The sequence below is a fragment of the Pseudomonas sp. ABC1 genome (genome assembly GCF_013395055.1).
Classification (GTDB): Bacteria; Pseudomonadota; Gammaproteobacteria; order Pseudomonadales; family Pseudomonadaceae; genus Stutzerimonas.
On record NZ_CP058349.1, the window covers coordinates 836,265 to 857,840 of the forward strand.

23 protein-coding genes are annotated in these 21,576 nt (G+C 62.4%); 13 read left to right on the forward strand and 10 right to left on the reverse strand.

The genetic code is table 11. The annotated features are described in order from the left end of the window. Positions 1-194 precede the first annotated feature (194 nt). From HW090_RS03595 to HW090_RS03615, 5 genes are all read left to right on the forward strand, one after another. Positions 195-1,778, forward strand: coding sequence for a peptide chain release factor 3 (locus HW090_RS03595; protein WP_179114814.1), 1,584 nt, complete (start codon positions 195-197; stop codon positions 1,776-1,778). Between the two features lie 283 nt (positions 1,779-2,061). After that, entirely contained in the window at positions 2,062-2,367 is a 306-nt protein-coding gene (locus tag HW090_RS03600) for a nucleotide pyrophosphohydrolase (protein WP_179112192.1), read from the forward strand. Continuing rightward, a complete protein-coding gene (locus HW090_RS03605) occupies positions 2,364-3,113 on the forward strand; it encodes a methyltransferase domain-containing protein (RefSeq protein ID WP_179112193.1) in 750 nt (249 codons plus the stop codon). The genes HW090_RS03600 and HW090_RS03605 overlap by 4 nt, the downstream gene beginning before the upstream one ends. A gap of 17 nt (positions 3,114-3,130) precedes the next feature. Further along, the gene (locus tag HW090_RS03610) at positions 3,131-3,745 is read left to right on the forward strand and encodes a DUF4136 domain-containing protein (protein ID WP_179112194.1); all 615 of its coding nucleotides are present in this window, start codon (positions 3,131-3,133) and stop codon (positions 3,743-3,745) included. Positions 3,746-3,853: 108 nt separating this feature from the next. Further along, on the forward strand, positions 3,854-4,264 hold the full coding sequence (locus HW090_RS03615; RefSeq protein WP_179112195.1) for a hypothetical protein: 411 nt from the start codon (positions 3,854-3,856) through the stop codon (positions 4,262-4,264). A gap of 111 nt (positions 4,265-4,375) precedes the next feature. Here the strand turns inward: HW090_RS03615 and HW090_RS03620 are convergent, their stop codons facing one another. The 3 genes from HW090_RS03620 to HW090_RS03630 form a co-directional block, all read right to left on the reverse strand. Next, complete coding sequence (locus HW090_RS03620) at positions 4,376-4,945, reverse strand: DUF2589 domain-containing protein (RefSeq protein WP_179112196.1); 570 nt, start codon at positions 4,943-4,945, stop codon at positions 4,376-4,378. A 67-nt stretch (positions 4,946-5,012) separates the two neighbouring features. Then, the gene (locus HW090_RS03625; protein WP_179112197.1) at positions 5,013-5,669 is read right to left on the reverse strand and encodes a DUF2589 domain-containing protein; all 657 of its coding nucleotides are present in this window, start codon (positions 5,667-5,669) and stop codon (positions 5,013-5,015) included. 78 nt (positions 5,670-5,747) lie between these two features. After that, positions 5,748-6,131 carry a Mor transcription activator family protein gene (locus HW090_RS03630; RefSeq protein WP_179112198.1) on the reverse strand — a complete coding sequence of 128 codons (384 nt, stop codon included), beginning with the start codon at positions 6,129-6,131 and terminating at the stop codon, positions 5,748-5,750. 165 nt (positions 6,132-6,296) lie between these two features. Here HW090_RS03630 and HW090_RS03635 point away from each other — a divergent pair, with 165 nt between their 5' ends. Next, complete coding sequence (locus HW090_RS03635) at positions 6,297-6,851, forward strand: pesticin C-terminus-like muramidase (protein WP_179112199.1); 555 nt, start codon at positions 6,297-6,299, stop codon at positions 6,849-6,851. 55 nt (positions 6,852-6,906) lie between these two features. Here HW090_RS03635 and HW090_RS03640 read toward each other — a convergent pair whose 3' ends face one another. After that, a complete protein-coding gene (locus HW090_RS03640; protein WP_179112200.1) occupies positions 6,907-7,365 on the reverse strand; it encodes a hypothetical protein in 459 nt (152 codons plus the stop codon). Between the two features lie 177 nt (positions 7,366-7,542). On the opposite strand from HW090_RS03640, the gene HW090_RS03645 reads away from it, so the two are divergent. Further along, positions 7,543-7,929, forward strand: a complete 387-nt coding sequence (locus HW090_RS03645) for a hypothetical protein (RefSeq protein ID WP_179112201.1) — start codon at positions 7,543-7,545, stop codon at positions 7,927-7,929. A gap of 93 nt (positions 7,930-8,022) precedes the next feature. On the opposite strand, the gene HW090_RS03650 is transcribed toward HW090_RS03645, so the two are convergent. The 4 genes from HW090_RS03650 to HW090_RS03665 form a co-directional block, all read right to left on the reverse strand. Beyond that, positions 8,023-8,964, reverse strand: coding sequence for a sigma 54-interacting transcriptional regulator (locus HW090_RS03650; protein WP_179112202.1), 942 nt, complete (start codon positions 8,962-8,964; stop codon positions 8,023-8,025). Positions 8,965-9,015: 51 nt separating this feature from the next. Next, positions 9,016-9,597 carry an alpha/beta hydrolase gene (locus tag HW090_RS03655; protein WP_179112203.1) on the reverse strand — a complete coding sequence of 194 codons (582 nt, stop codon included), beginning with the start codon at positions 9,595-9,597 and terminating at the stop codon, positions 9,016-9,018. A gap of 173 nt (positions 9,598-9,770) precedes the next feature. Continuing rightward, positions 9,771-11,156 (reverse strand): cysteine--tRNA ligase, encoded by a 1,386-nt coding sequence (cysS, locus tag HW090_RS03660; RefSeq protein ID WP_179112204.1) that lies wholly within the window; start codon positions 11,154-11,156, stop codon positions 9,771-9,773. Then, a complete protein-coding gene (locus tag HW090_RS03665; RefSeq protein ID WP_179112205.1) occupies positions 11,156-12,826 on the reverse strand; it encodes a glutamine--tRNA ligase/YqeY domain fusion protein in 1,671 nt (556 codons plus the stop codon). The genes cysS and HW090_RS03665 overlap by 1 nt, the downstream gene beginning before the upstream one ends. Before the next feature lie 173 nt (positions 12,827-12,999). Between HW090_RS03665 and HW090_RS03670 the strand changes: the two genes are divergently transcribed. Together HW090_RS03670 and lpxH are read left to right on the forward strand one after the other, a co-directional pair. Beyond that, entirely contained in the window at positions 13,000-13,494 is a 495-nt protein-coding gene (locus HW090_RS03670) for a peptidylprolyl isomerase (protein WP_179112206.1), read from the forward strand. Next, positions 13,491-14,216 carry a UDP-2,3-diacylglucosamine diphosphatase gene (gene lpxH, locus HW090_RS03675; RefSeq protein ID WP_179112207.1) on the forward strand — a complete coding sequence of 242 codons (726 nt, stop codon included), beginning with the start codon at positions 13,491-13,493 and terminating at the stop codon, positions 14,214-14,216. The genes HW090_RS03670 and lpxH overlap by 4 nt, the downstream gene beginning before the upstream one ends. Positions 14,217-14,230: 14 nt before the next feature. Here lpxH and HW090_RS03680 read toward each other — a convergent pair whose 3' ends face one another. Next, positions 14,231-14,869: a tRNA-(ms[2]io[6]A)-hydroxylase gene (locus tag HW090_RS03680; RefSeq protein ID WP_179112208.1), complete on the reverse strand. Its 639-nt coding sequence runs from the start codon at positions 14,867-14,869 to the stop codon at positions 14,231-14,233. A gap of 199 nt (positions 14,870-15,068) precedes the next feature. Between HW090_RS03680 and HW090_RS03685 the strand changes: the two genes are divergently transcribed. Next, positions 15,069-15,932: a universal stress protein gene (locus HW090_RS03685; RefSeq protein ID WP_179112209.1), complete on the forward strand. Its 864-nt coding sequence runs from the start codon at positions 15,069-15,071 to the stop codon at positions 15,930-15,932. Positions 15,933-15,953: 21 nt separating this feature from the next. Here the strand turns inward: HW090_RS03685 and HW090_RS03690 are convergent, their stop codons facing one another. Continuing rightward, the gene (locus HW090_RS03690) at positions 15,954-16,427 is read right to left on the reverse strand and encodes a DUF1289 domain-containing protein (protein WP_179112210.1); all 474 of its coding nucleotides are present in this window, start codon (positions 16,425-16,427) and stop codon (positions 15,954-15,956) included. A 380-nt stretch (positions 16,428-16,807) separates the two neighbouring features. On the opposite strand from HW090_RS03690, the gene acnB reads away from it, so the two are divergent. The 3 genes from acnB to HW090_RS03705 all read left to right on the forward strand — a co-directional run bounded on the left by acnB (position 16,808) and on the right by HW090_RS03705 (position 21,569). Next, positions 16,808-19,417 (forward strand): bifunctional aconitate hydratase 2/2-methylisocitrate dehydratase, encoded by a 2,610-nt coding sequence (acnB, locus tag HW090_RS03695; RefSeq protein WP_179114815.1) that lies wholly within the window; start codon positions 16,808-16,810, stop codon positions 19,415-19,417. A 213-nt stretch (positions 19,418-19,630) separates the two neighbouring features. Next, the gene (locus tag HW090_RS03700; RefSeq protein WP_179112211.1) at positions 19,631-21,118 is read left to right on the forward strand and encodes a leucyl aminopeptidase; all 1,488 of its coding nucleotides are present in this window, start codon (positions 19,631-19,633) and stop codon (positions 21,116-21,118) included. 31 nt (positions 21,119-21,149) lie between these two features. Beyond that, positions 21,150-21,569 carry a DNA polymerase III subunit chi gene (locus HW090_RS03705; protein WP_179112212.1) on the forward strand — a complete coding sequence of 140 codons (420 nt, stop codon included), beginning with the start codon at positions 21,150-21,152 and terminating at the stop codon, positions 21,567-21,569. The last annotated feature ends 7 nt before the right edge of the window (positions 21,570-21,576 follow it).

Consider the following 21,576-nt stretch of genomic DNA (forward strand, 5'->3'; position numbering starts at 1 on the left):
CTTGATGCGAACCTTTATCGACGGCACGCACTATATATGAGAAGCATTCAATTCCAATTGCTGCCTACGGGAAATCACGGCAACACCTTCGCGTAGCCGACTCGTCGCTCGACAGAAATTGGCGAGTGGGTAACGCCCTGGTTGACGTTATAATCGCCGGCTTTGCCATGCACCCTATTCATCAGGCACCGACCATGACCAGCCAGGCCTCCGAAGTCGCCAAGCGGCGCACATTCGCCATCATTTCCCACCCCGATGCGGGCAAGACCACCATCACCGAGCGCCTGCTGCTGATGGGACAAGCCATCGCCGTGGCCGGTACGGTCAAATCGCGCAAGTCCGACCGCCATGCCACCTCCGACTGGATGGAGATGGAAAAGCAGCGCGGCATCTCCATCACCACCTCGGTCATGCAGTTCCCCTACCGCGGGCACATGATCAACCTGCTCGACACCCCCGGCCACGAGGACTTCTCGGAAGACACCTACCGCACCCTGACCGCGGTGGACTCGGCGCTGATGGTGCTCGACGGCGGTAAAGGCGTCGAGCCGCGCACCATCGCCCTGATGGATGTCTGCCGCCTGCGCGACACACCCATCGTCAGCTTCATCAACAAGCTCGACCGCGATATCCGCGACCCGATCGAACTGCTCGACGAGATCGAAGCGGTACTGAAGATCAAGGCGGCCCCCATCACCTGGCCGATCGGCTGCTACCGCGACTTCAAGGGCGTCTACCACCTGAGCGAAGACCGCATCATCGTCTACACGCCGGGCCACGGCCACGAGCGCACCGAAACCAAGGTCATCGAGAAACTGGACTCGGACGAAGCCCGCGCCCACCTGGGCGACATGTACGACGACTTCCTGGAGCAACTGGAACTGGTCCAGGGCGCCTGCCATGCCTTCGAGCCCGAAGCGTTCCTCAAGGGCGAAATGACCCCGGTGTTCTTCGGCACGGCGCTGGGCAACTTCGGCGTCGACCATGTGCTCGACGCCATCACCGACTGGGCGCCACGTCCGCTGCCACGCGCAGCCAACGAACGCCAGGTGCTGCCGACCGAAGAGAAATTCAGCGGCTTCGTATTCAAGATCCAGGCGAACATGGACCCCAAGCACCGCGACCGCATCGCCTTCATGCGTATCTGCTCCGGCCGCTACGAGAAAGGCATGAAGATGCGCCACGTGCGCCTGGGCAAGGACGTGAAGATCGCCGACGCCCTGACCTTCTTTTCCTCCGAGCGTGAGCAACTGGACGAGGCCTGGGCAGGCGACATCATCGGTCTGCACAACCACGGCACCATCCAGATCGGCGACACCTTCAGCGAAGGCGAAGCGCTCGGCTTCACCGGCATCCCGCACTTCGCCCCGGAGCTGTTCCGCCGCGTGCGCCTGAAAGATCCGCTCAAATCCAAGCAACTGCGCCAGGGCCTGCAGGAGCTGGCTGAGGAAGGCGCGACCCAGGTGTTCTTCCCCGAGCGCAACAACGACATCATCCTCGGCGCCGTGGGTGTGCTGCAGTTCGACGTGGTCGCCAGCCGCCTGAAAGAGGAATACAAGGTCGAGTGCGCCTACGAGGCGATCAACGTCTGGTCCGCGCGCTGGATCGAGTGCAAGGACGAGAAGAAGCTCAAGGAATTCCAGGACAAGGCCTACGAGAACCTGGCCATCGACGGCGGCGGCCACCTGACCTACCTGGCGCCGACCCGCGTCAACCTCAGTCTGATGCAGGAGCGCTGGCCGGACGTCACCTTCCGCGCCACCCGCGAACACCACTAAGAACCTGTTCACGATCTGCTACGCGTCGGTTCTGCTGCGTTAAAAACAGGCTCGGAATGCTCATTTACAACTCGTAAACTCCGCTTCCTCGCCTGTTTTTGCCTTGCAGTCCTCTAGCTCGCGAGATCGTGAACAGGTTCTAAGGTCGCGCCCCGGTCTGACATAGGGTGCGCCATGCGCACCAAGGGTAGCGGCACCGCCCGTCCCGGTGCGCCCTACGCCAGACCGCTTCCATGAAACCCGCTGCTTGACGCGACACCAGGCACAGCCCGAGGCCACCGTTATGAACCTGCCCGCCATCCTTGCCCGCCTGCACGCCATCCGCGATGCCAACGACTGGCAGCCGTTCCACAACCCGAAGAACCTGGCCATGGCCGCCAGCGTGGAAATGGCCGAACTGGTGGAAATCTTCCAGTGGCTGACACCGGAGCAGGCGCGCCAGTTGAGCACCGAACAGCACGAACATGCCGGCCAGGAAGTCGCCGACATCCTCATGTACCTGATGCTGCTGTGCAGCGAGCTGGGCATCGACATGGAACAGGCGCTGCTGGCCAAGCTGGCCGATAACGAACGGCGATTCGCCCGATGAGCGACCGCCACTTCGACGAACTGGCCACGCGCTTCGCCGAAAAAATCTACGGCGGCGCCAAAGGCGCGATACGCCTTGCGGTACTGCAGGCGGACCTGGGCGAAGTGCTGCCGCAACAGCCGCTGCGGGTACTGGATATCGGTGCCGGCCTCGGCCATATGAGCCTGTGGCTGGCGGCGCAGGGGCATGACGTCACCCTGGCCGAGCCGGCCGCCCCCATGCTCGACGGCGCACGCCAGCGCTTCGACGAAGCGAAGCTGCCAGCCCGCTTCATCCAGACGCCCTGGCAGGATCTGGACGCCCATCTCGACGACCGCTACGACCTGGTGCTGTGCCATGCGGTACTCGAATGGCTGGCCGAACCCCAGGCGATCCTGCCGGTACTGCACCGCTTCACCAAGCCGGATGGCTGGCTGTCCCTGGCCTTCTACAACCGTGATGCGCTGATCTACCGCAACCTGCTGAAGGGCCACTTCAAGAAACTGCGCAGCCAGGTCTATGCCGGGGAAGGCCAGAGCCTGACACCGCAACAGCCTCTGGACCCGCGCCTACTGGACAGGCAACTCGACGAACACTGGCAGGTCGAACATCGCAGCGGCATCCGTGTATTCCATGACTACATGCCTGCCGACTTCCAGGCACGCGCCGACACCCAGGCGCTGCTCGACATGGAACTGGCACACCGACGCCACCCGGCTTTCGCCGGACTGGGGCGCTATCTACACTGGTTGTGCCGCCCACGCTGAACCGGAGGAACCAGGCCATGCTCCGCACCCACCTGTCGTCGAAACAGCGCAGCCTCGGCCTCCTGGCCTGCGCGGCTCTGCTCACGGCCTGCCAGAGCAACAACCCGTACCAGGCACAGAGCGCCCCGCTGCCGGCCGAACCCCAAGGCATCCAGAGGATCGACGGCCCCTACCCGGCCGCTCCGCTGAGCTTCTCCAGCTACCGCAGCTGGAGCTGGCAGGTGCGTCCCGCGGCCACCGCCTCCCTTAGCAGCGAGGAAATCCAGGCGATCATCGCCGACGCCCTGGAGCAACACGGCCTGCGCCCCTCGGGCGAGCAGGCACAGCCCGATCTGAAGCTGAAAGCCAGCGTCCGCCAGGAAAAGCGCGTGCGCCAGGTCTATGACGACTACGGCACCTATTACGGCCAGGGCCGCTACGACCGGGACTACGGCGCCTGGGGACGCGCCCCCGTGGCGCGCAACTATGAAGAAAACGTACTGGTGATCTACCTGGAACTGCTTGATGCCCATAGCGGACAGAGCGTCTGGAGCAACCAGGCCGAGGCCCGCAGCAGCGACAAGTCGATGGAGCGGCAGGAAGCGCTACGCGATGCGGCACGCCAAGCGCTGGCCGACTACCCGCCCGGCTGATGCCCACTGAAATCTGACCACGATTACTTGCCAGGGAAACCGCTCCTGCTGAGCGCAGTCAGTCGTGCCGCCTAGGCTGGGTTTCCATACTTGGCAAGGGCGTTAATCATGAACAGAGCGATCATTATTCATACCAGCGAGCTGGGGTGGCTGGATAAAGCCATCCGTATGCGCCTGGTCTTCGGGGCGGTTGATTTGGTTGACGACGCCAATACTGGCGTAGAAGCGGGGGATATCGAGTCGCTGCTGACGTTGATCCAGAAACACCAGGAGCAGCGCATCGTTCGCTTGCGCACGGTACTGGGTGTCGGAGTGGGCTTGTGCCTGTCATTGATGGGGTTATGGATCATTCATGAAGCGGTGACCGACCCAGAAGCGACCGGTGACCTCTGGGTATTGTTGTCTGGAGGCGTGTTCATGACGTTCTTCGGCGGCCTGGGTGTGCTTTATGCCCTTGGCCAGCGTTGGCGCATCAGTGCCAGCAGCGGTGATCGCAACATGACGGTGGGTTCTGATTGAAGCCGGAGTGCCGTAGCCAATAGTTACGGCACTGTTTTGCCTGCACGCGGATGGTGAATCGGGAGGAACGCCTAGGAGCCCGTTGACGGTGCAGAGGTTGCGCACGGTGACTCAGAGGACTGTTGGTGCTGCGGAAGGCCCACTGTCGACCACGGCGGGAGCGGCACTGGCCATGCGGATCGGGCTGATCAGGTTCGTGTATTCCTCGATGAGCCGGTGTATCGCTTCCGGAGGTTCACAAGCCTTGAACTCCATGCTGATGGTTATTTCATCCGGGTCGCGCTCTTGTCCCTGGCGTTTCTCACTGCCAAAGGTGACAAAGAAACGCTCACTCTGCAGTGCCCCATTTTCCAGGGCGTGGGTAGCCTTTTCGAGCTCGGTGCCGTGCATCTTCACGGAGAGATCGACCTTCATGCTTTCCAGGCCCAGGCCACGCGGTGCAACCAGGGCGATCAACGGAATGTGCATGGTGTGTTGCTCATCCAGGCCGACCTCAACCATCTTGGCCTTCATGGGCGTTCCCAGGTCATCCGGGTTGTAGTCAAAGAACTGATCGAACAACTTGATGTACTGCTGGGCGACGAGGTTGTGCGTTGCCGCTGCAGCTTGGTGCAGGCCACGGGTGATGTGGCTCAGGTCGCTGGCGCTCATGGGTTCTTTCTTTCTGGAAAACAGTGCCATGGGTGCACTCCTTGCTCACGGATTTGGAAAGGAACAGGCCCCGCCGAAGCGAGGCCTGTGGTGGTTACTACGTGTTGGCGCCCTGGGCTGACGCCGATTGCGGTGCTTCGAGAATCGCATCGGTGGGTAGCGGATCAGTCGCTGCGGTGGCTGTCGCGTCAGGTAGCAGCACCGGTTTGGTGGCCGCATCGGTGAGGAAGTCGATCACGCGCATCAACGCCTCGGGCGGGTCCTGACGCGCGATCTTGGTACTGATGGCATAGCGTGCGCGGGTGTCGGTTTTGCGCGTTTGGGTCGACTTGTGGCTGACCGAACCTTTCACCGTAACGCTGAACGGCCCCCAACCAAGCTTGGCTTCGAAACTGCCCTCGCCAGCGGTTTCACTGGTGTCCTCGGCTTGCTGGCTGATGGTCAGCTCGAAATCGATCGAGCCTTCTTCGATGGTGATGTTGGGATGGCTGATGGCGGCCAGCAGTGGTATCCGCATTTTCTTGGTGACGGTACCTTTGTAGACGCCGCTCTCGTCGACCAGGGTCTCGTCGTAGTCGAATTGAACGGACACCGCTTTGCCATCCTTGATGCAGACAGCCATCAGGAAGTCGGCATAGGCTTTGCTCGCCTGTACCTGGGCCGAGATCATGGCCTGCAACGGCCCTGAAATCATGCGGTCAAGCGGCAAAGCGTTGATGACAGACCCGATCAGGCCGGTATCAATCTGGGGCATGGTCAATCTCCTTATCGTATGCGCGAAATGCGCAATCTCAGGCTATGGGGACTTGCTGCGGGGATTCAGCAGGAACTCTTACCCAGGAGTCTCATGGTCCTGCCGACGGATGTTGCCGATCTGGCGCAGGCTCAAACCGTATTTATCTGCCAGGGCGCTGCGCGATAGACCATCCGAGCTTTGCTGGACGATCTTCAAGTTACGGATCTGCCGGCAGAAGTGATCGGCCTTGGGGATTTCAATGGCGATACCGGCGTAACGCTCGATCAGGGCATCCAGTGCCGGTGCAGGTAAAAGCTCGGCCAGTGAAGAACGGGCGGGGTGTTTCGGGATGTATTTGGGGCGGCCACCGAATACGCACGTCAGGCGATATGCGTTTTCCAGGCCTATACAGGCGATGAGCTCTTGCAATGAGTGTGGCAGCAGCCTGATGTCGACCTGCCGCAGGTCATCTTCGTCCATGGAAGGGCCTCCTTGTTGTCTCGTGGACTGCCAAGGATGCTAGGGACAGCGCAGAGTGTTTTTTCAGCAGGAAATCATCCCCTTGAATAGAGGGGAAATGCTTCAAGCTGATGTGCATTCTCCAAGGATGGTCGACTGCCAATCCCCATCCATGGAGGATTGCACATGTCCCGTTATTCGATTGATTTCAGTTTTATCGCCAAGCTGGAGGGTGGCTCTGCCACGCGAGGCTATGTCCCGGACGCGGGTAGCAGTCGCAGTGGTGTGACCATCGGCACAGGGTTCGATCTGGGCCAGCGCAAGCTGGCTGATCTGCAGGCAATGTCATTGCCTGATGCGTTGTGCGAACGCCTCTCCCCTTACCTGGGAATGATCGGTCAGACAGCCGTAGCGCAGTTGGCCAAGCTGCCGCTGATCGTTTCTGCTGCTGAAGCGGAGCAGATTGATGAGGCATTCAAGGAACCGTTCATCAATCGCCTGGCAGGCAACTATGCGAAGTCAGGTGGCGGCGATTTTTCCCGGTTGCCGGCGCCGATGCAGACCGTCATCGCATCGGTGGCGTTTCAGTACGGTGACCTTGCCTCGCGTACGCCGAACTTCTGGCAGCAGATCGTGAAGCATGACTGGGTCGCTGCCCATGCCAATTTGCTGAGTTTTGGCGATCGCTATACCAACCGCAGGCGTCAGGAGGCGGCCTTGCTGAGCAAAGCCATGGCGTAGTGTGTTGACTGCCCAGCCTGACGGCTGGGCAGTTTGCGATGTGATGAATCCAATGCTACTGGCAAGGCCTTGCAAGCAGCAGGCTGACGTTGCCCATCTGCGCAAAGTCGCCAGTAGCCGTCCCTTCAGGCAGGCTGCGCCAGTCGACGCGCACGCAGACTGCCGTGAGGTTATTCACGCCTTCGACCCCAACGACTTGCGGGACGAAATCTTTTCGATAGATCACCTGTGTGCCCCTATCGGATTGAGCATCATGGGCATTACGCAAGGTGCTGCTGACCAGGTCCGGAATATCTTTCATCGGCACCGTAAAGCGCGCTTGCGGGCCTTCCTGCTGGAAGTGGCCTGCTGCTCGGGTGCGCTGCCATAGCTGCTGCCACTGGCTGCTGCCCGCGACACTGGAAAGCGTTTGGCCATAGGCCTTGAGGGTTTTATCAGACAGATTTTCCGTGCTCATGGCATGGCACATGCCTGTGGCCAGGATCAGCAGGAAAGAAAGGTTGCGCATCGACATGATCAAGCTCCTTAGGTAGTCGAATAGGTACATTGCCTAAGGTATTACAGTTGGCATCAGCAGGAAATCTTGCCCCGGATGCTGTCGCGGAACTATTTCCTGCTGTTGTGGGCAGTGGCATGGCGCTGAGATGGACTTGCCAATTTGGCAATCCATCACAGTAGAGAGAGGCTAGATATGCCCACTTTGAATCCCGCCATCACGCTGGTCGGCAACCTTGACCAATTCAACCATGACGGCTTCGAGATCGAGGCCATGAATTTCCTGTTCGAGCGCCTGGCTCGTGGCAACCTGACGATTGATGCCAATGCCTTGTATATCGGCAGGCAAGCCGTCCATCACTACACCTGGCGCGATAGAGAACGTAACCGCACCTGCTCGATGTTCTACACGTACGGCAATACCCCAAGCAGCCATCTGTCAGTGTATGGCCTGGGCAAGCACTGTGGTGACAGTGACAGGGAGTACGCGCTCTACACCTGGGTCGACAAGAAAAAGCAGTTGTATACCCTGGACCCAGAACGCAGCGATTCACGCTTCCGCTCACTGCTAGCGCCTAACTGAGTCGACACCCTTGCAACAAAGCGCGCCTCTGGAGCGCTTTGTTTGCTCAAGCCAGGCGGGAAGCCTGCCCTGGCCGAAGTCCGCGGCCCCGTATCAATCCTCGAAGCGTTGCAAAGCCTCGCGCAGCCACTGGCCCAGTCGCTCGCGCTGCGTGGCGTCACTCGATGCCAGCGCCTGGCGGAAACCGCTTTCCAGCGATGCCAGGGGGTCGCCGATACCCGGCAGGTTGAGGTGCTTCGGCTCGATCTCGTCACCCGGACTGACCAGCAGCGCGAAGTGGATGATGTTCTCCAGCTCCCGGGTATTGCCCGGCCAGGCATAGGCTTCCAGCGTGTGTTGCGCCGCTTCGCCGATGATGGGAAACGCCAGCCCCAGGCGCTGCGCATGGATGCCCAGGAAGTACTCGGCCATCGGCAGGATATCCCCCACCCGCTCGCGCAACGGTGGCAGGCTCAGCAGGCCATCGCCCAGGTACTGGTAGAGCCGCTCGCTGAACTTGCCAGCCGCAACGGCCTGGGCCAGGTCGATACTGGTTGCTGCCACCACCCGCACGTCCACCGGCGTGGCCCGGTTGGCGCCAACCCGGAGCACTTCGCCGGTTTCCAGCGCCTGCAGCAATTGCTCCTGCAGGCTCAGCGACAAGTCGCCGATTTCATCGAGATAGAGCGTGCCGCCATTGGCCGAACCGAACCAGCCCGCGCGCCCTGTCGCCGTGCTTTCGTGGCTGGCCGTGACATAACCGAACAGCTCGGCCTGGGCAGTACGCGCGCCGAGGCCGCTGCAACTCAGTGCCACGAACAGACCGGAGCGCTCGCTGGCATTGTGGATATGACGCGCCAGCAGCTCCTTGCCACTGCCGGTCTCCCCCAGGATCAACACCGGTGCCGGACGCACCGCCAGGCGCTCGACCTCGGTGCGCAACTGGCGCGAACGAGGATCGACGAAGACCAGTGCCTTGGCCCGGATGCTCAGCGGGCTGCGCTCCGCATCAGGGAAGGTCAGCAGGGGTTGCTGGGGTACTGCGGGGCGACTCATTGTGCTCTCCTGCGGATGAGCCAACAGGCTCGATGATAACGGGTACAACGATCAGGCCCGGCGTCTTGCCAGTTGTTCGATGCGCTGCTGCAAACGGTAGAGATAGACGAAACCCTGCTCCCAGCGGTGATGCCCGGACTTGACGTTGATATGCCCGGCACCCGTCAGGATCGACGCTTCGGCGCCCCAGTGCCTCGCCAGTTCCAGTGCCCGCGCGGCGCTCGCCGCCGAGTCGTTGTCGGAACCCACCAGGTGGCAGGGAAACGGCAGTGTCTGCTGCGGAATAGGGGCGAACCCCTGCAACGCAGGTGGGCAGGCCAGACGCTCCACATCGGCCGGCGCCACCAGCAAGGCGCCACGCACCCTGGCCAGCAGATCGCTGCCGGCCCGTGCCGCCCAGCGCGCCACGGTCACGCAGCCCAGGCTGTGGGCGATCAGGATCACTGGCGTATTTTCGCTGCGCACACAGGCATCCAGCGACGCCACCCAGCTCTCGGTATCAGGCAGGTCCCAATCCAGCTGCTCCACCCGCGAAGCATTCGGCAGGCAGCGCTGCCAATGGCTCTGCCAGTGCTCATCAGGGGAGCCTTGCCATCCCGGCAGGATCAGGTAACGAATGCTCTGGCTGTGCATGGGGCACACCTCTCGGAACTGGAATGGGCGCCAGTCTAGAGCGGCGAAGACAGCATGTTAAGGAATAAGAAATTATTTGTTTATTCCAAACAGAACAATCATTCAAAAACCGATGCTTATGAAAACGGCGCCCGCAGGCGCCGTTTTCATATGACTTTCACGTCTTGCACGCTTCAGTCGGCAAAACGCCAGGTCGTCCCGCCCTTGCCATCTTCGAGCACCACGCCCAACCCGGCCAGCTCATCACGGATGCGATCCGACTCGGCCCAGTTCTTCTCGGCACGAGCCTGCAGACGCGCGGCGATCAGCGCCTCGACCTGCTGCGCATCCACCTTGCCCACACCCTGCCCTTGCAGGAAGGCATCGGCATCCAGTTGCAACACGCCCAACACCTCGGCCAAAGCCTTCAAACGTGCCGCCAGCCCAGCAGCGGCTGCCGGATCGCTATCGCGCAGGCGGTTGATTTCTCGCGCCAGTTCGAACAGCACGGCACAGGCTTCCGGAGTATTGAAGTCATCGTCCATGGCGGCGGCAAAGCGCTCGGCATAGGCTTCGCCACCGCTCACCGAGGCTTGCGGCAGGCCACGCAAGGCCTGGTAGAAGCGCTCCAGCGCACCACGGGCCTCACGCAGACTGTCTTCCGAATAGTTGATCGGGCTGCGGTAGTGACTGGACACCAGCAGGTAGCGCACCACCTCCGGGTGATACTTCTCCAGTACTTCGCGAATGGTGAAGAAGTTGCCCAGGCTCTTGGACATCTTCTCGCCATCCACGCGCACCGCGCCGGCATGCATCCAGGCGTTGGCATAGGGTTTGCCGGTGGCCGCCTCGCTCTGCGCAATCTCGTTCTCGTGGTGCGGGAACACCAGGTCGGGGCCGCCGCCATGGATATCGAAAGTATCGCCCAGGCAGCAGGTCGACATCACCGAACACTCGATGTGCCAGCCCGGACGCCCGTCGCCCCAGGGCGACGCCCAGCTCGGCTCGCCAGGCTTGGCGCCCTTCCACAGGGCGAAGTCCAGCGGATCGTCCTTGGCTTCGTCCACCTCGACCCGCGCACCGATGCGCAGGTCTTCGATCTTGCGCCGCGACAGCTTGCCGTAGCCGGCGAACTTGCCGACCCGGTAATAGACATCGCCATTGCCGGCGGCATAGGCGAAGCCCTTGTCGATCAGCGTCTGGATCATCGCCTGCATGCCGTCGATATGCCCGGTGGCGCGTGGCTCGATGTCCGGGCGCAACACGTTCAGGCGCGCCTCGTCCTCGTGCATGGCGGCGATCATGCGCTCGACCAGCGCCTCGAACGGCTCGCCGTTCTCATTGGCGCGGCGGATGATCTTGTCGTCGATGTCGGTGATATTGCGCACATAGGTCACGTCGTAGCCGCGCGTGCGCAGCCAGCGTGTCACCACGTCGAAGGCCACCATTACCCGCGCATGACCGATATGGCAGAAGTCATAGACGGTCATGCCGCAGACATACAGCCGCGCCTGGTTGCCGACCAGCGGCTGGAAGGGTTCCTTGGCCTTGCTCAGGGTGTTGTAGATCGACAGGGCCATCACTGCCCTCCCCAGGAGTCGCGCAGGGTCACGGTGCGGTTGAAGACCAGCGCGTCCGGCCTGCTGTCGCGGGAATCCGCACAGAAATACCCCTCGCGCTCGAACTGGAAACGCTCCTGCGCCGTGGCACTCGCCAGCGACGGCTCGGCGCGGCAGCCCTTGAGAACAAGCAGCGAGTCCGGGTTGATATTGTCGAGGAAGCTGCCGCCGTCTTCGGTCTTGTCCGGGTTGGCCGACTTGAACAGGCGGTCGTACAGGCGCACTTCGCACTCGACGCTTTCGGCCAGCGGCACCCAGTGGATGACACCCTTGACCTTGCGCCCCTCGGGGTTCTTGCCCAGGGTGTTTTCGTCGTAGCTGCAGCGCAGTTCGACGACATTGCCGGCGGCATCTTTCACCGCTTCGTCGGCCCGGATCACGTAGCTGCCGCGCAGGCGGACTTCGCCGCCCGGGATCAGGCGCTTGTAGCCAGCCGGCGGGTTTTCCTCGAAATCGCTGGCGTCGATATAGATCTCGCGGGAGAACGGCAGCACACGCACGCCCATGTCCTGCTTGGGATGGCGCGGCAGTTGCAGTTGCTCGACCTGCCCCTCGGGGTAATTGGTGATCACCACCTTGAGCGGCTTGAGCACGCACATGGCGCGGGCGGCATTGGCGTCCAGGTCGTCACGGATGGCGAACTCCAGCATGCCGACGTCCACCACGCCACCGGCGCGGTTGACACCGATCATGTCGCAGAAGGTGCGGATCGAGGCCGGCGTATAGCCACGGCGGCGGAAGCCGCTCAGCGTCGACATGCGTGGGTCGTCCCAACCGTTGACGTGCTGCTCGTCCACCAGTTGCTTGAGCTTGCGCTTGCTGGTGACGGTGTAGTTCAGGTTCAGGCGGGCGAATTCGTACTGGCGCGGCTTGGCCGGCACCGACAGGTTGTCCAGGAACCATTCGTAGAGCGGACGGTGATCCTCGAACTCCAGGGTACAGATGGAATGCGTGATGCCTTCGATCGCATCCGACTGGCCATGGGTGAAGTCATAGCTCGGGTAGATGCACCATTTGTCACCCGTCTGGTGGTGATGGGCATGGCGGATGCGGTAGAGAATCGGGTCGCGCAGGTTCATGTTCGGCGAAGCCATGTCGATCTTCGCCCGCAGCGCCCGTGCGCCATCGGGGAACTCACCCGCCTTCATACGGGCGAACAGGTTGAGGTTTTCCTCGACGGAACGCTCGCGGAACGGACTGTTGCGCCCCGGCTCGGTCAGGCTGCCACGGTATTCGCGCGCCTGCTCCGGCGTCAGGTCACAGACATAGGCCTTGCCCGCCTCGATCAACTGGATCGCCCAGGCGTGCAGTTGATCGAAATAATCGGAGGCGTAGTGCTCCTCGCCTGCCCACTTGAAGCCCAGCCACTCGACGTCCGCCTTGATTGCGTCGATGTATTCCTGGTCTTCCTTGGCCGGGTTGGTGTCATCGAAGCGCAGATTGCACTGACCACCGAACTCCTCGGCCAGGCCGAAGTTCAGACAGATCGACTTGGCATGACCGATATGCAGGTAGCCATTGGGCTCCGGCGGGAAACGCGTGACGATCTTCTGATGCTTGCCGGCATCCAGGTCGGCCTGGACGATGGCGCGGAGGAAATTCGTGGCGGCGGTGATCTCTGGCTTGCTCATGATGTCCTTAATGGTCTGCGGATATACGGCCTGGAGACGTTCAAGGTAGGCCGGTCAGAATAAAGGGCTTATGATAGCGAACCCGTCAACCCCCTGACAGAGCAAACGACAGGCCGGCGCCCCACAGTCTCGCACACGGGCGACGGCAGGCCCCACAGACTACGGACCCCCAGATGATCAAACTGCACACCAACCACGGCGACATCACCATCAAGCTGTTCGCCGACAAGGCCCCGGAAACCGTGGCCAACTTCAAGGAATACGTGAAGAGCGGCCACTACGACGGCACTATCTTCCACCGCGTAATCGGCAACTTCATGATCCAGGGCGGCGGTTTCGAGCCGGGCATGAAGCAGAAAACCACCCGCGCGCCAATCAAGAACGAAGCCAACAACGGCCTCTCCAACAAGACCGGCACCCTCGCCATGGCCCGTACCATGGACCCGCACTCCGCCTCTGCGCAGTTCTTCATCAACGTCAAGGACAACGACTTCCTCGACCACAGCGCCCCCACCACCCAGGGCTGGGGCTATGCCGTATTCGGTGAAGTGACCGAAGGCCTGGAAGTACTGGAGAGCATCAAGAACGTGCCGACCACCATGAAGTCCGGCCACCAGGACGTTCCGGTCGAAGACGTGATCATCGAGAAAGCCGAAATCATCGAATGATCCTGCTGATCTCCGATCTGCACCTGGAAGAAGAACGCCCGGACATCACCCGGGCGTTCGTCCGATTTCTGGAGCATCGGGCCAGCCAGGCTTCAGCGCTCTACATCCTCGGCGACTTCTTCGAGGCCTGGATCGGCGACGACGCCATGAGTGAGTTCCATCACTACATCGCCAGCCAGCTACGCGCACTCGCGCAACGCGGCACCCAGGTATTCCTGATGCACGGCAACCGGGACTTCCTGATCGGCAAGGCATTCTGCCGCGAGGCGGGTTGTCGCCTGCTGCCCGATCCCTGCCTGGTCGAACTGGCGGGCGAACCGGTCCTGCTGAGCCATGGCGACGCACTCTGCACCCGCGACCTGGCCTATATGCGCCTGCGCCGCTGGCTGCGCAACCCGCTGAGCCTGTTGATCCTGCGCAACCTGCCGCTGCGCACACGGCAGAAACTGGGGCGCAAACTGCGCGCCAAAAGCAGGGAGCAGACCCGCATGAAAGCCAGCGACATCGTCGACGTCACGCCTCAGGAAGTGGTGCGCCTGATGAGTCGCCACCGCGTCCGCACCCTGGTCCACGGCCATACCCATCGCCCCGCCGACCATACCTTGCAGGTCGGCGGCCAAAGCGCCCGACGCATCGTTCTCGGAGACTGGGACCGTAGCGGCTGGGCCCTGCAGGTGGACGAACACGGCTTGCAACAGGCGTCTTTCCCGCTCGACTCCTGAACGGCTTCAGGGCATCAAGCCGGTATTTCGACGGAAACGGGCTGCTCGCCCGTGAGCACCGGCACGCCACTGTGGAAGCGGAACTCGCTGTCCGGGCTTTCGATCAGCTCACGCTCCGCTGCACGGACACGCTCGATCACCTGCTCGACATCGTCGGCCTCGCCATACTGATAGGCGAAGCGCAGGTAGTTCTGGAAATGCCGCGCCTCGGACTGCAACAGCCCGAAGTAGAACTTGCCCAGTTCTTCGTCCAGATGCGGTACCAGCGCCTCGAAACGCTCGCAGGAGCGCGCCTCGATAAAGGCACCGACCACCAGGGTATCCACCAGTTTGCAGGGCTCATGGTTGCGCACGACCTTGCGCAGGCCCGAGGCATAGCGGCTGGCCGAAATCGGTCGCATGGCGATCTTGCGCCGCTTCATCAGGCGCAGGACCTGTTCGTGGTGAACCAACTCTTCCCGCGCCAGGCGTGACATATAGTTCACCAGGTCGAGGTGCTGGTTATAGCGGGCGATCAGGCTCAGGGCCGTGGAGGCCGCCTTGAACTCGCAGTTCTTGTGATCGATCAGCATCACATCCTGCTCGGCCAGCGCCGCCCGCACCCAGGCATCGGGCGTACGGCACCCCAGGAACTCATGGATTTCAGGCAACACGGCAACCGTCCTCGGAAACGTCAGGGGGCGGCATTATACGGAGAGCCTTGGGAGGCGCACGGACAAAAATCGCCTGACGCGATCTGCGCCGCCAGGCCAGACGGCGAGCCCGCAAAACAGCATCGGACTGACCTGTATCATCCAAACCGCCTCGCAGTTGCCTATAGTGGATACACCCAACCTGGAAACGGAGCCGATCATGCAAGCCATTCGCTGCATCCTCGTGGTAGTCGACCCTACCCTGCCGGAAGCCCTCGCACTCAAGCGAGCCCATCTGATTTCCAGTGTCAGCCAGTCGCACCTGCATCTACTGCTGTGCGACACCCGCCCGGAACAGGCCGCCTACCTGGACACATTGCGCGAAAGCCTGGAGCAGGAAGGCCATAGCGTCTCGACCCAGCAGGCCTGGGACGGCAGCGTGCACCAGACCATCATCAACGCCCAGCAGGCGGAAGGCTGCGGGCTGGTGGTCAAGCAACACGTCCCGGACAACATCCTCAAACGCGCCCTGCTCACTCCCGATGACTGGAAGCTGCTGCGCTATTGCCCCTGCCCGGTGCTGATGGTCAAGACCGACCGCCCCTGGACCGGTGGCAATATCCTCGCGGCGGTGGACGTCGGCAATGCCGACAACGAACACCGCACCCTGCACAGCAGCATCGTCGACCATGGCTACGACATCGCTGCACTGGCAGGCGGCCAGTTGCACGTGATCAGCGCGCACCCGTCGGCGATGCTGGCCGCCGCCGACCCGGCCTTCCAATTGAAGGAAACCATCGAGGCGCGCTACCGCGCCGCCTGCCAGCAGTTCCAGAGCGAATTCGACATCGAGGACGACCACCTGCATATCGAGGAAGGCCCGGCCGACGCCCTTATTCCCTACACCTGCAATCGATTGCAGGCCGTGGTCACGGTACTCGGCACCGTGGCGCGCACCGGTTTCTCCGGCGTACTGATGGGCAATACCGCCGAAGTGGTGCTGGATGCGCTGGAAAGCGACGTGCTGGTGCTGAAGCCCGACGACATCATCGAGCACCTGGAAGAACTGGTCGCCCAGCGCTGAGGCCCGCGCCGGGCGCTCCGCTTAGCGCCCGGCCAACACTTCGCGGAGGAAACCCGGTGCGATATAGCGCTCATAATGCGCCTCCGACAGCAGGAAGAACTCCCGGTCGATGGCATCGCGCAGGCGAGGCAATTCCCAGCCTCGGAACTCGGGCAAAAGGGCCACGCCGTAGGCCTCGGTCTGCTGGATCAGTCGCGCACCACGGGCAATCAACTGATAAGCCCAGCAATAAGGCGACTGCTCCGGCACGAAACGTACGCTGCGGCTTTCCAGCTGGCTGCGCAGCAGGGCGCTGTCGAACACTTCCAGCTTGGCCATCATCACCTGCACCAGCAGCACCTCCAGCCGGCGACAGACCGAACGCTTCTGCTCCTCGTCGTAGCCGTTCCAGTTCACCACCTCATGATGGAAACGCTTGCAGCCGCGGCAGACCTGATCGCCATAGACCGTAGAGCAGAGACCGACACAAGGGGTTTTGATACGCGAGGAAGACATGGGGAGCAAATGGCCGAAATGAGCGATGACGGCATCTTAGACTTTTGTCCTAGCAGGGTCACCCGACGCCTGTCGAAAGTAGTGCAAGCCAGGTGCCGCGCAGCCCAGGCAGCGATTCCCGACAGACGGTACAAAGCCTGGCCGAGCGCGTTGCGGCTTAACTTTATGGTCCCGATCCAGTAGAATCGGCACGCCGTTTTCGGCACCACTATCCTTGCGAAGCTGTTTTCAAAGCGTCACGGCACAGTTGAACCGGTCCAGAGCCGGGTGCGCGCTCCCTCCTCCGCCACCCGCTCTCATCGACCCGGCGTAAAACTTTGAAAGCAGCTTCCGGATGAGCGTCCCGTTACACCATGGGACCAATGATGAGGGTAAAAACTGTGCTTGAAGCCTATCGCAAACACGTAGAAGAGCGTGCCGCTCAGGGTATCGTGCCCCAGCCGCTGAACGCCGAACAAACCGCAGGCCTGGTCGAGCTGCTGAAGAATCCTCCAGCGGGCGAAGAAGCCTTCCTGCTCGACCTGCTCACCAACCGCGTGCCGCCAGGCGTGGACGAAGCCGCCTACGTCAAGGCCGGCCTCCTGTCCGCCATCGCCAAGGGCGAAGCGACCTCCCCGCTGATCGACAAGAAGCACGCTGTCGAACTGCTCGGCACCATGCAGGGCGGCTACAACATCGCCACCCTGGTCGAACTGCTGGACAACGCCGAACTGGCCGAAGTCGCAGGCGAGCAATTGAAGCACACCCTGCTGATGTTCGACGCGTTCCACGATGTCGCAGAGCGCGCCAAGGCCGGTAACGCGGTCGCCAAGGGCGTACTGCAATCCTGGGCCGAGGGCGAATGGTTCCAGAACCGTCCGGCCGTTGCCGAGAAAATCACCCTGACCGTGTTCAAGGTGACCGGCGAAACCAACACCGATGACCTGTCGCCAGCACCTGATGCCTGGTCGCGCCCGGACATCCCGCTGCACGCCCTGGCCATGCTGAAGATGGCCCGCGACGGCATCGAGCCGGAAGTACCTGGCTCGGTCGGTCCGCTGAAGCAGATGGAAGCGCTGAAAGCCAAAGGCTTCCCTGTCGCCTACGTCGGTGACGTGGTCGGTACCGGTTCTTCGCGTAAATCCGCCACCAACTCCGTACTGTGGTTCTTCGGCGACGACATCCCGAACGTACCGAACAAGCGCGGCGGCGGCTTCTGCTTCGGCACCAAGATCGCCCCGATCTTCTACAACACCATGGAAGACGCCGGCGCCCTGCCGATCGAATTCGACTGCACCGACCTGGCCATGGGCGACGCCATCGACGTCTACCCGTACAAAGGCGAAGTACGCCGTCATGGCAGCGACGAACTGGTCACCAGCTTCGAGTTGAAAACCGACGTCCTGCTGGACGAAGTCCGCGCTGGCGGCCGTATCCCGCTGATCGTCGGCCGTGGCCTGACCGAGAAAGCCCGCGCCGAACTGGGCCTCGGCCCAACCGATCTGTTCAAGAAGCCGGTTGCCCCCGCCGACAGCGGCAAGGGCTTCAGCCTGGCGCAGAAGATGGTCGGTCGCGCCTGCGGTCTGCCGGAAGGCCAGGGCGTACGTCCCGGCACCTACTGCGAGCCGAAGATGACCACCGTCGGTTCCCAGGACACCACTGGCCCGATGACCCGCGACGAGCTGAAAGACCTGGCGTGCCTGGGCTTCTCCGCTGACCTGGTGATGCAGTCCTTCTGCCACACCGCGGCCTATCCGAAGCCGATCGACGTCAACACCCACCACACCCTGCCGGACTTCATCATGACCCGCGGCGGCGTGTCCCTGCGTCCGGGCGACGGCATCATCCACAGCTGGCTGAACCGCATGCTGCTGCCGGACACCGTCGGTACCGGTGGTGACTCCCACACCCGCTTCCCGATCGGCATCTCCTTCCCGGCCGGTTCGGGCCTGGTCGCCTTCGCCGCCGCCACCGGCGTCATGCCGCTGGACATGCCGGAGTCGGTACTGGTTCGCTTCAAGGGCAAGCTGAACCCCGGCATCACCTTGCGCGACCTGGTCCATGCGATCCCCTACTACGCGATCCAGCAGGGCCTGCTGACCGTCGAGAAGAAAGGCAAGAAGAACATCTTCTCCGGTCGCGTCCTGGAGATCGAAGGCCTCAACGACCTGACCGTCGAGCAAGCCTTCGAACTGTCCGACGCCTCGGCCGAGCGCTCCGCTGCTGGTTGCACCATCAAGCTGCCGGAAAAAGCCATCGCCGAGTACCTGCAATCCAACATCACCCTGCTGCGCTGGATGATCAGCGAAGGCTACGGTGACCCGCGTACCCTGGAGCGTCGTGCACGCGCCATGGAAGCCTGGATCGCCAACCCGCAACTGCTGGAAGGTGATGCGGACGCCGAATACGCCGCCGTCATCGAGATCGACCTGGCCGACGTCAAGGAGCCTGTGCTCTGCGCGCCGAACGACCCGGACGATGCCCGCCTGCTGTCCAGTGTCCAGGGCCAGAAGATCGACGAAGTCTTCATCGGCTCCTGCATGACCAACATCGGCCACTTCCGCGCTGCCGGCAAGCTGCTGGAGAAGGTCAAGGGCGGTATTCCGACCCGTCTGTGGCTGGCTCCGCCAACCAAGATGGACGCCCACCAGCTGACCGAAGAAGGCTACTACGGCATCTACGGCAAGGCTGGCGCGCGCATGGAAATGCCAGGCTGCTCGCTGTGCATGGGTAACCAGGCTCGCGTACAGACCGGCTCCACCGTGGTCTCCACCTCGACCCGTAACTTCCCGAACCGCCTGGGTGACGCGACCAACGTGTTCCTGGCTTCCGCCGAGCTGGCCGCCGTCGCTTCGATCATCGGCAAGCTGCCGACCGTCGAGGAGTACATGGAATACGCGAAGAACATCGACAGCATGGCTGCCGACATCTATCGCTACCTGTCCTTCGACCAGATCGCCGAGTTCCGCGAGTCCGCGGAGAAGGCCAAGATCCAGGTCGTCGAAGTCTGATAACCCGGACGACATGACACCCTCCAGGGTGTCATGAGCTGAAAACAAACGCCCCGACTCGTTCGGGGCGTTTGCGTTCATGGCTTCCGGCGCTCTGCGGCTGGGCATCGGCCCTCGGCAGCGGTAGGATACCGCCACACCGCCCGACTCACGGCCCCGGCAATGAACCGGACCCGCCCGTCGGCAGCCAATCGACCAGGGACACATCAGCCAATGGAATTCGTCGTCAAAAGCGCCAAAGCCACAACCCTGAAAACCGACATTCTGGTCCTGCCCGTCGCCGAAGGTGGCGTGCTAGGCAATACCGCACAGGAAATCGACAGCCTCGCCAACGGCGCCCTCAAGGCGGCCCTCGCCCGTGGCGACCTGACCGGCAAGGCCGGCCAGACCCTGCTGTTGCAAGGCCTTGCCGGCCTCAAGGCCGACCGCGTACTGCTGCTGGGCACTGGCCAGGATAGCGAACGCAACATCCGCCAGTGGCGCAAGATCGCCTCGGCCCTGGTCGGCGCACTGAAGAACCTCAATGGCGCCGATGCCGTACTGGCCTTCCAGGATGTACAGGTCAGCGGCCTGGACGCCTATGCCAGCGCCCGCCAGGTGGTGGAGATCCTCGCGGACGGCCAGTACGTCTTCGACCGCTTCAAGAGCAGCAAGGCCCCTGCCCGCAGCCTGAAGAGAATCACCCTGCTCGGCGAACGTGACGCCCAGGCTCAACTGAAGCGCGCCGCCCAGCATGGCCAGGCGATCGCCAACGGCATGGCACTGACCCGCGACCTCGGCAACCTGCCGCCCAACGTCTGCAACCCGGTCTACCTGGCCGAGCAGGCGCAGGCACTGGCCGAAGCGTACAAGAGCCTCAAGGTCGAGATCCTCGACGAGAAGAAACTGGCCAAGCTCGGTGCCGGCTCCTTCCTCGCCGTGGCCCAGGGCAGCGAGCAACCGCCGCGCCTGATCGTCCTGCAGTACAACGGCGGCAAGAAGAACGAGCGCCCCTACGCACTGGTCGGCAAGGGCATCACCTTCGACACCGGCGGCATCAGCCTCAAGCCAGGGCTGAACATGGACGAAATGAAGTACGACATGGGCGGCGCCGCCAGCGTCTTCGGCACCTTCCGCGCCATCCTCGAACTGCAACTGCCGATCAATGTGGTGGGCGTGCTGGCCTGTGCCGAGAACATGCCTAGCGGCGGCGCCACCCGCCCCGGCGACATCGTCACCAGCATGAGTGGCCAGACCATCGAAATCCTCAACACCGACGCCGAAGGGCGCCTGGTGCTGTGCGACGCACTGACCTACACCGAACGCTTCAAGCCGCGCGCGGTGATCGACATCGCCACCCTGACCGGCGCCTGCATCGTCGCCCTGGGCAGCAACACCTCGGGCCTGCTGGGCAACGACGACGAGTTGGTGCAGCAACTGCTGCAAGCCGGCAACCAGGCCTATGACCGCGCCTGGCAACTGCCACTGTTCGACGAGTACCAGGAGCAACTCGACAGCCCCTTCGCCGACATCGCCAACATCGGCGGCCCGAAGGCCGGCACCATCACCGCCGCCTGCTTCCTCTCGCGCTTCACCAAGAACCTGTCCTGGGCGCACCTGGACATCGCCGGGACAGCCTGGATCAGTGGCGGCAAGGACAAGGGTGCCACCGGCCGTCCGGTTCCACTGCTGACCCAGTACCTGCTGGACCGGGCGGGCTGAGCATGCCGACAGGCCTTGGCAGGTCGCGCAGATGACCCGCATCGACTTCTACGTACTGCCGGACAGTGATCCGGCAGGCCGTTTGCACGCGGCCTGCAAACTGGCGCTGAAAGGCTGGCAGCATGACATGCCGGTCTTTATCCGCTGCCAGGACGAACAGCAGTGCGAGACGCTGGACGACCTGCTGTGGCGCTTTCGCAGCGAGCGCTTCATCCCCCACGACCTGCATCAGGACAACCCACGGACACCGGTCGCCATCGGGCTTGAACAGACACCCGAGCATCCCCAGGGCCTGTTGATCAACCTCGGCACGACCCTCTCGCCCCATGTCGACCAGTTCAGTCGCGTGATAGAGATCGTCAACCAGCAACCCGAACTGCTGGCCTGCTGTCGCGAGAATTTCCGCCATTACCGCCAACGGGGCTATGCTCCACAACGACTCGACCTCTGATGGACGG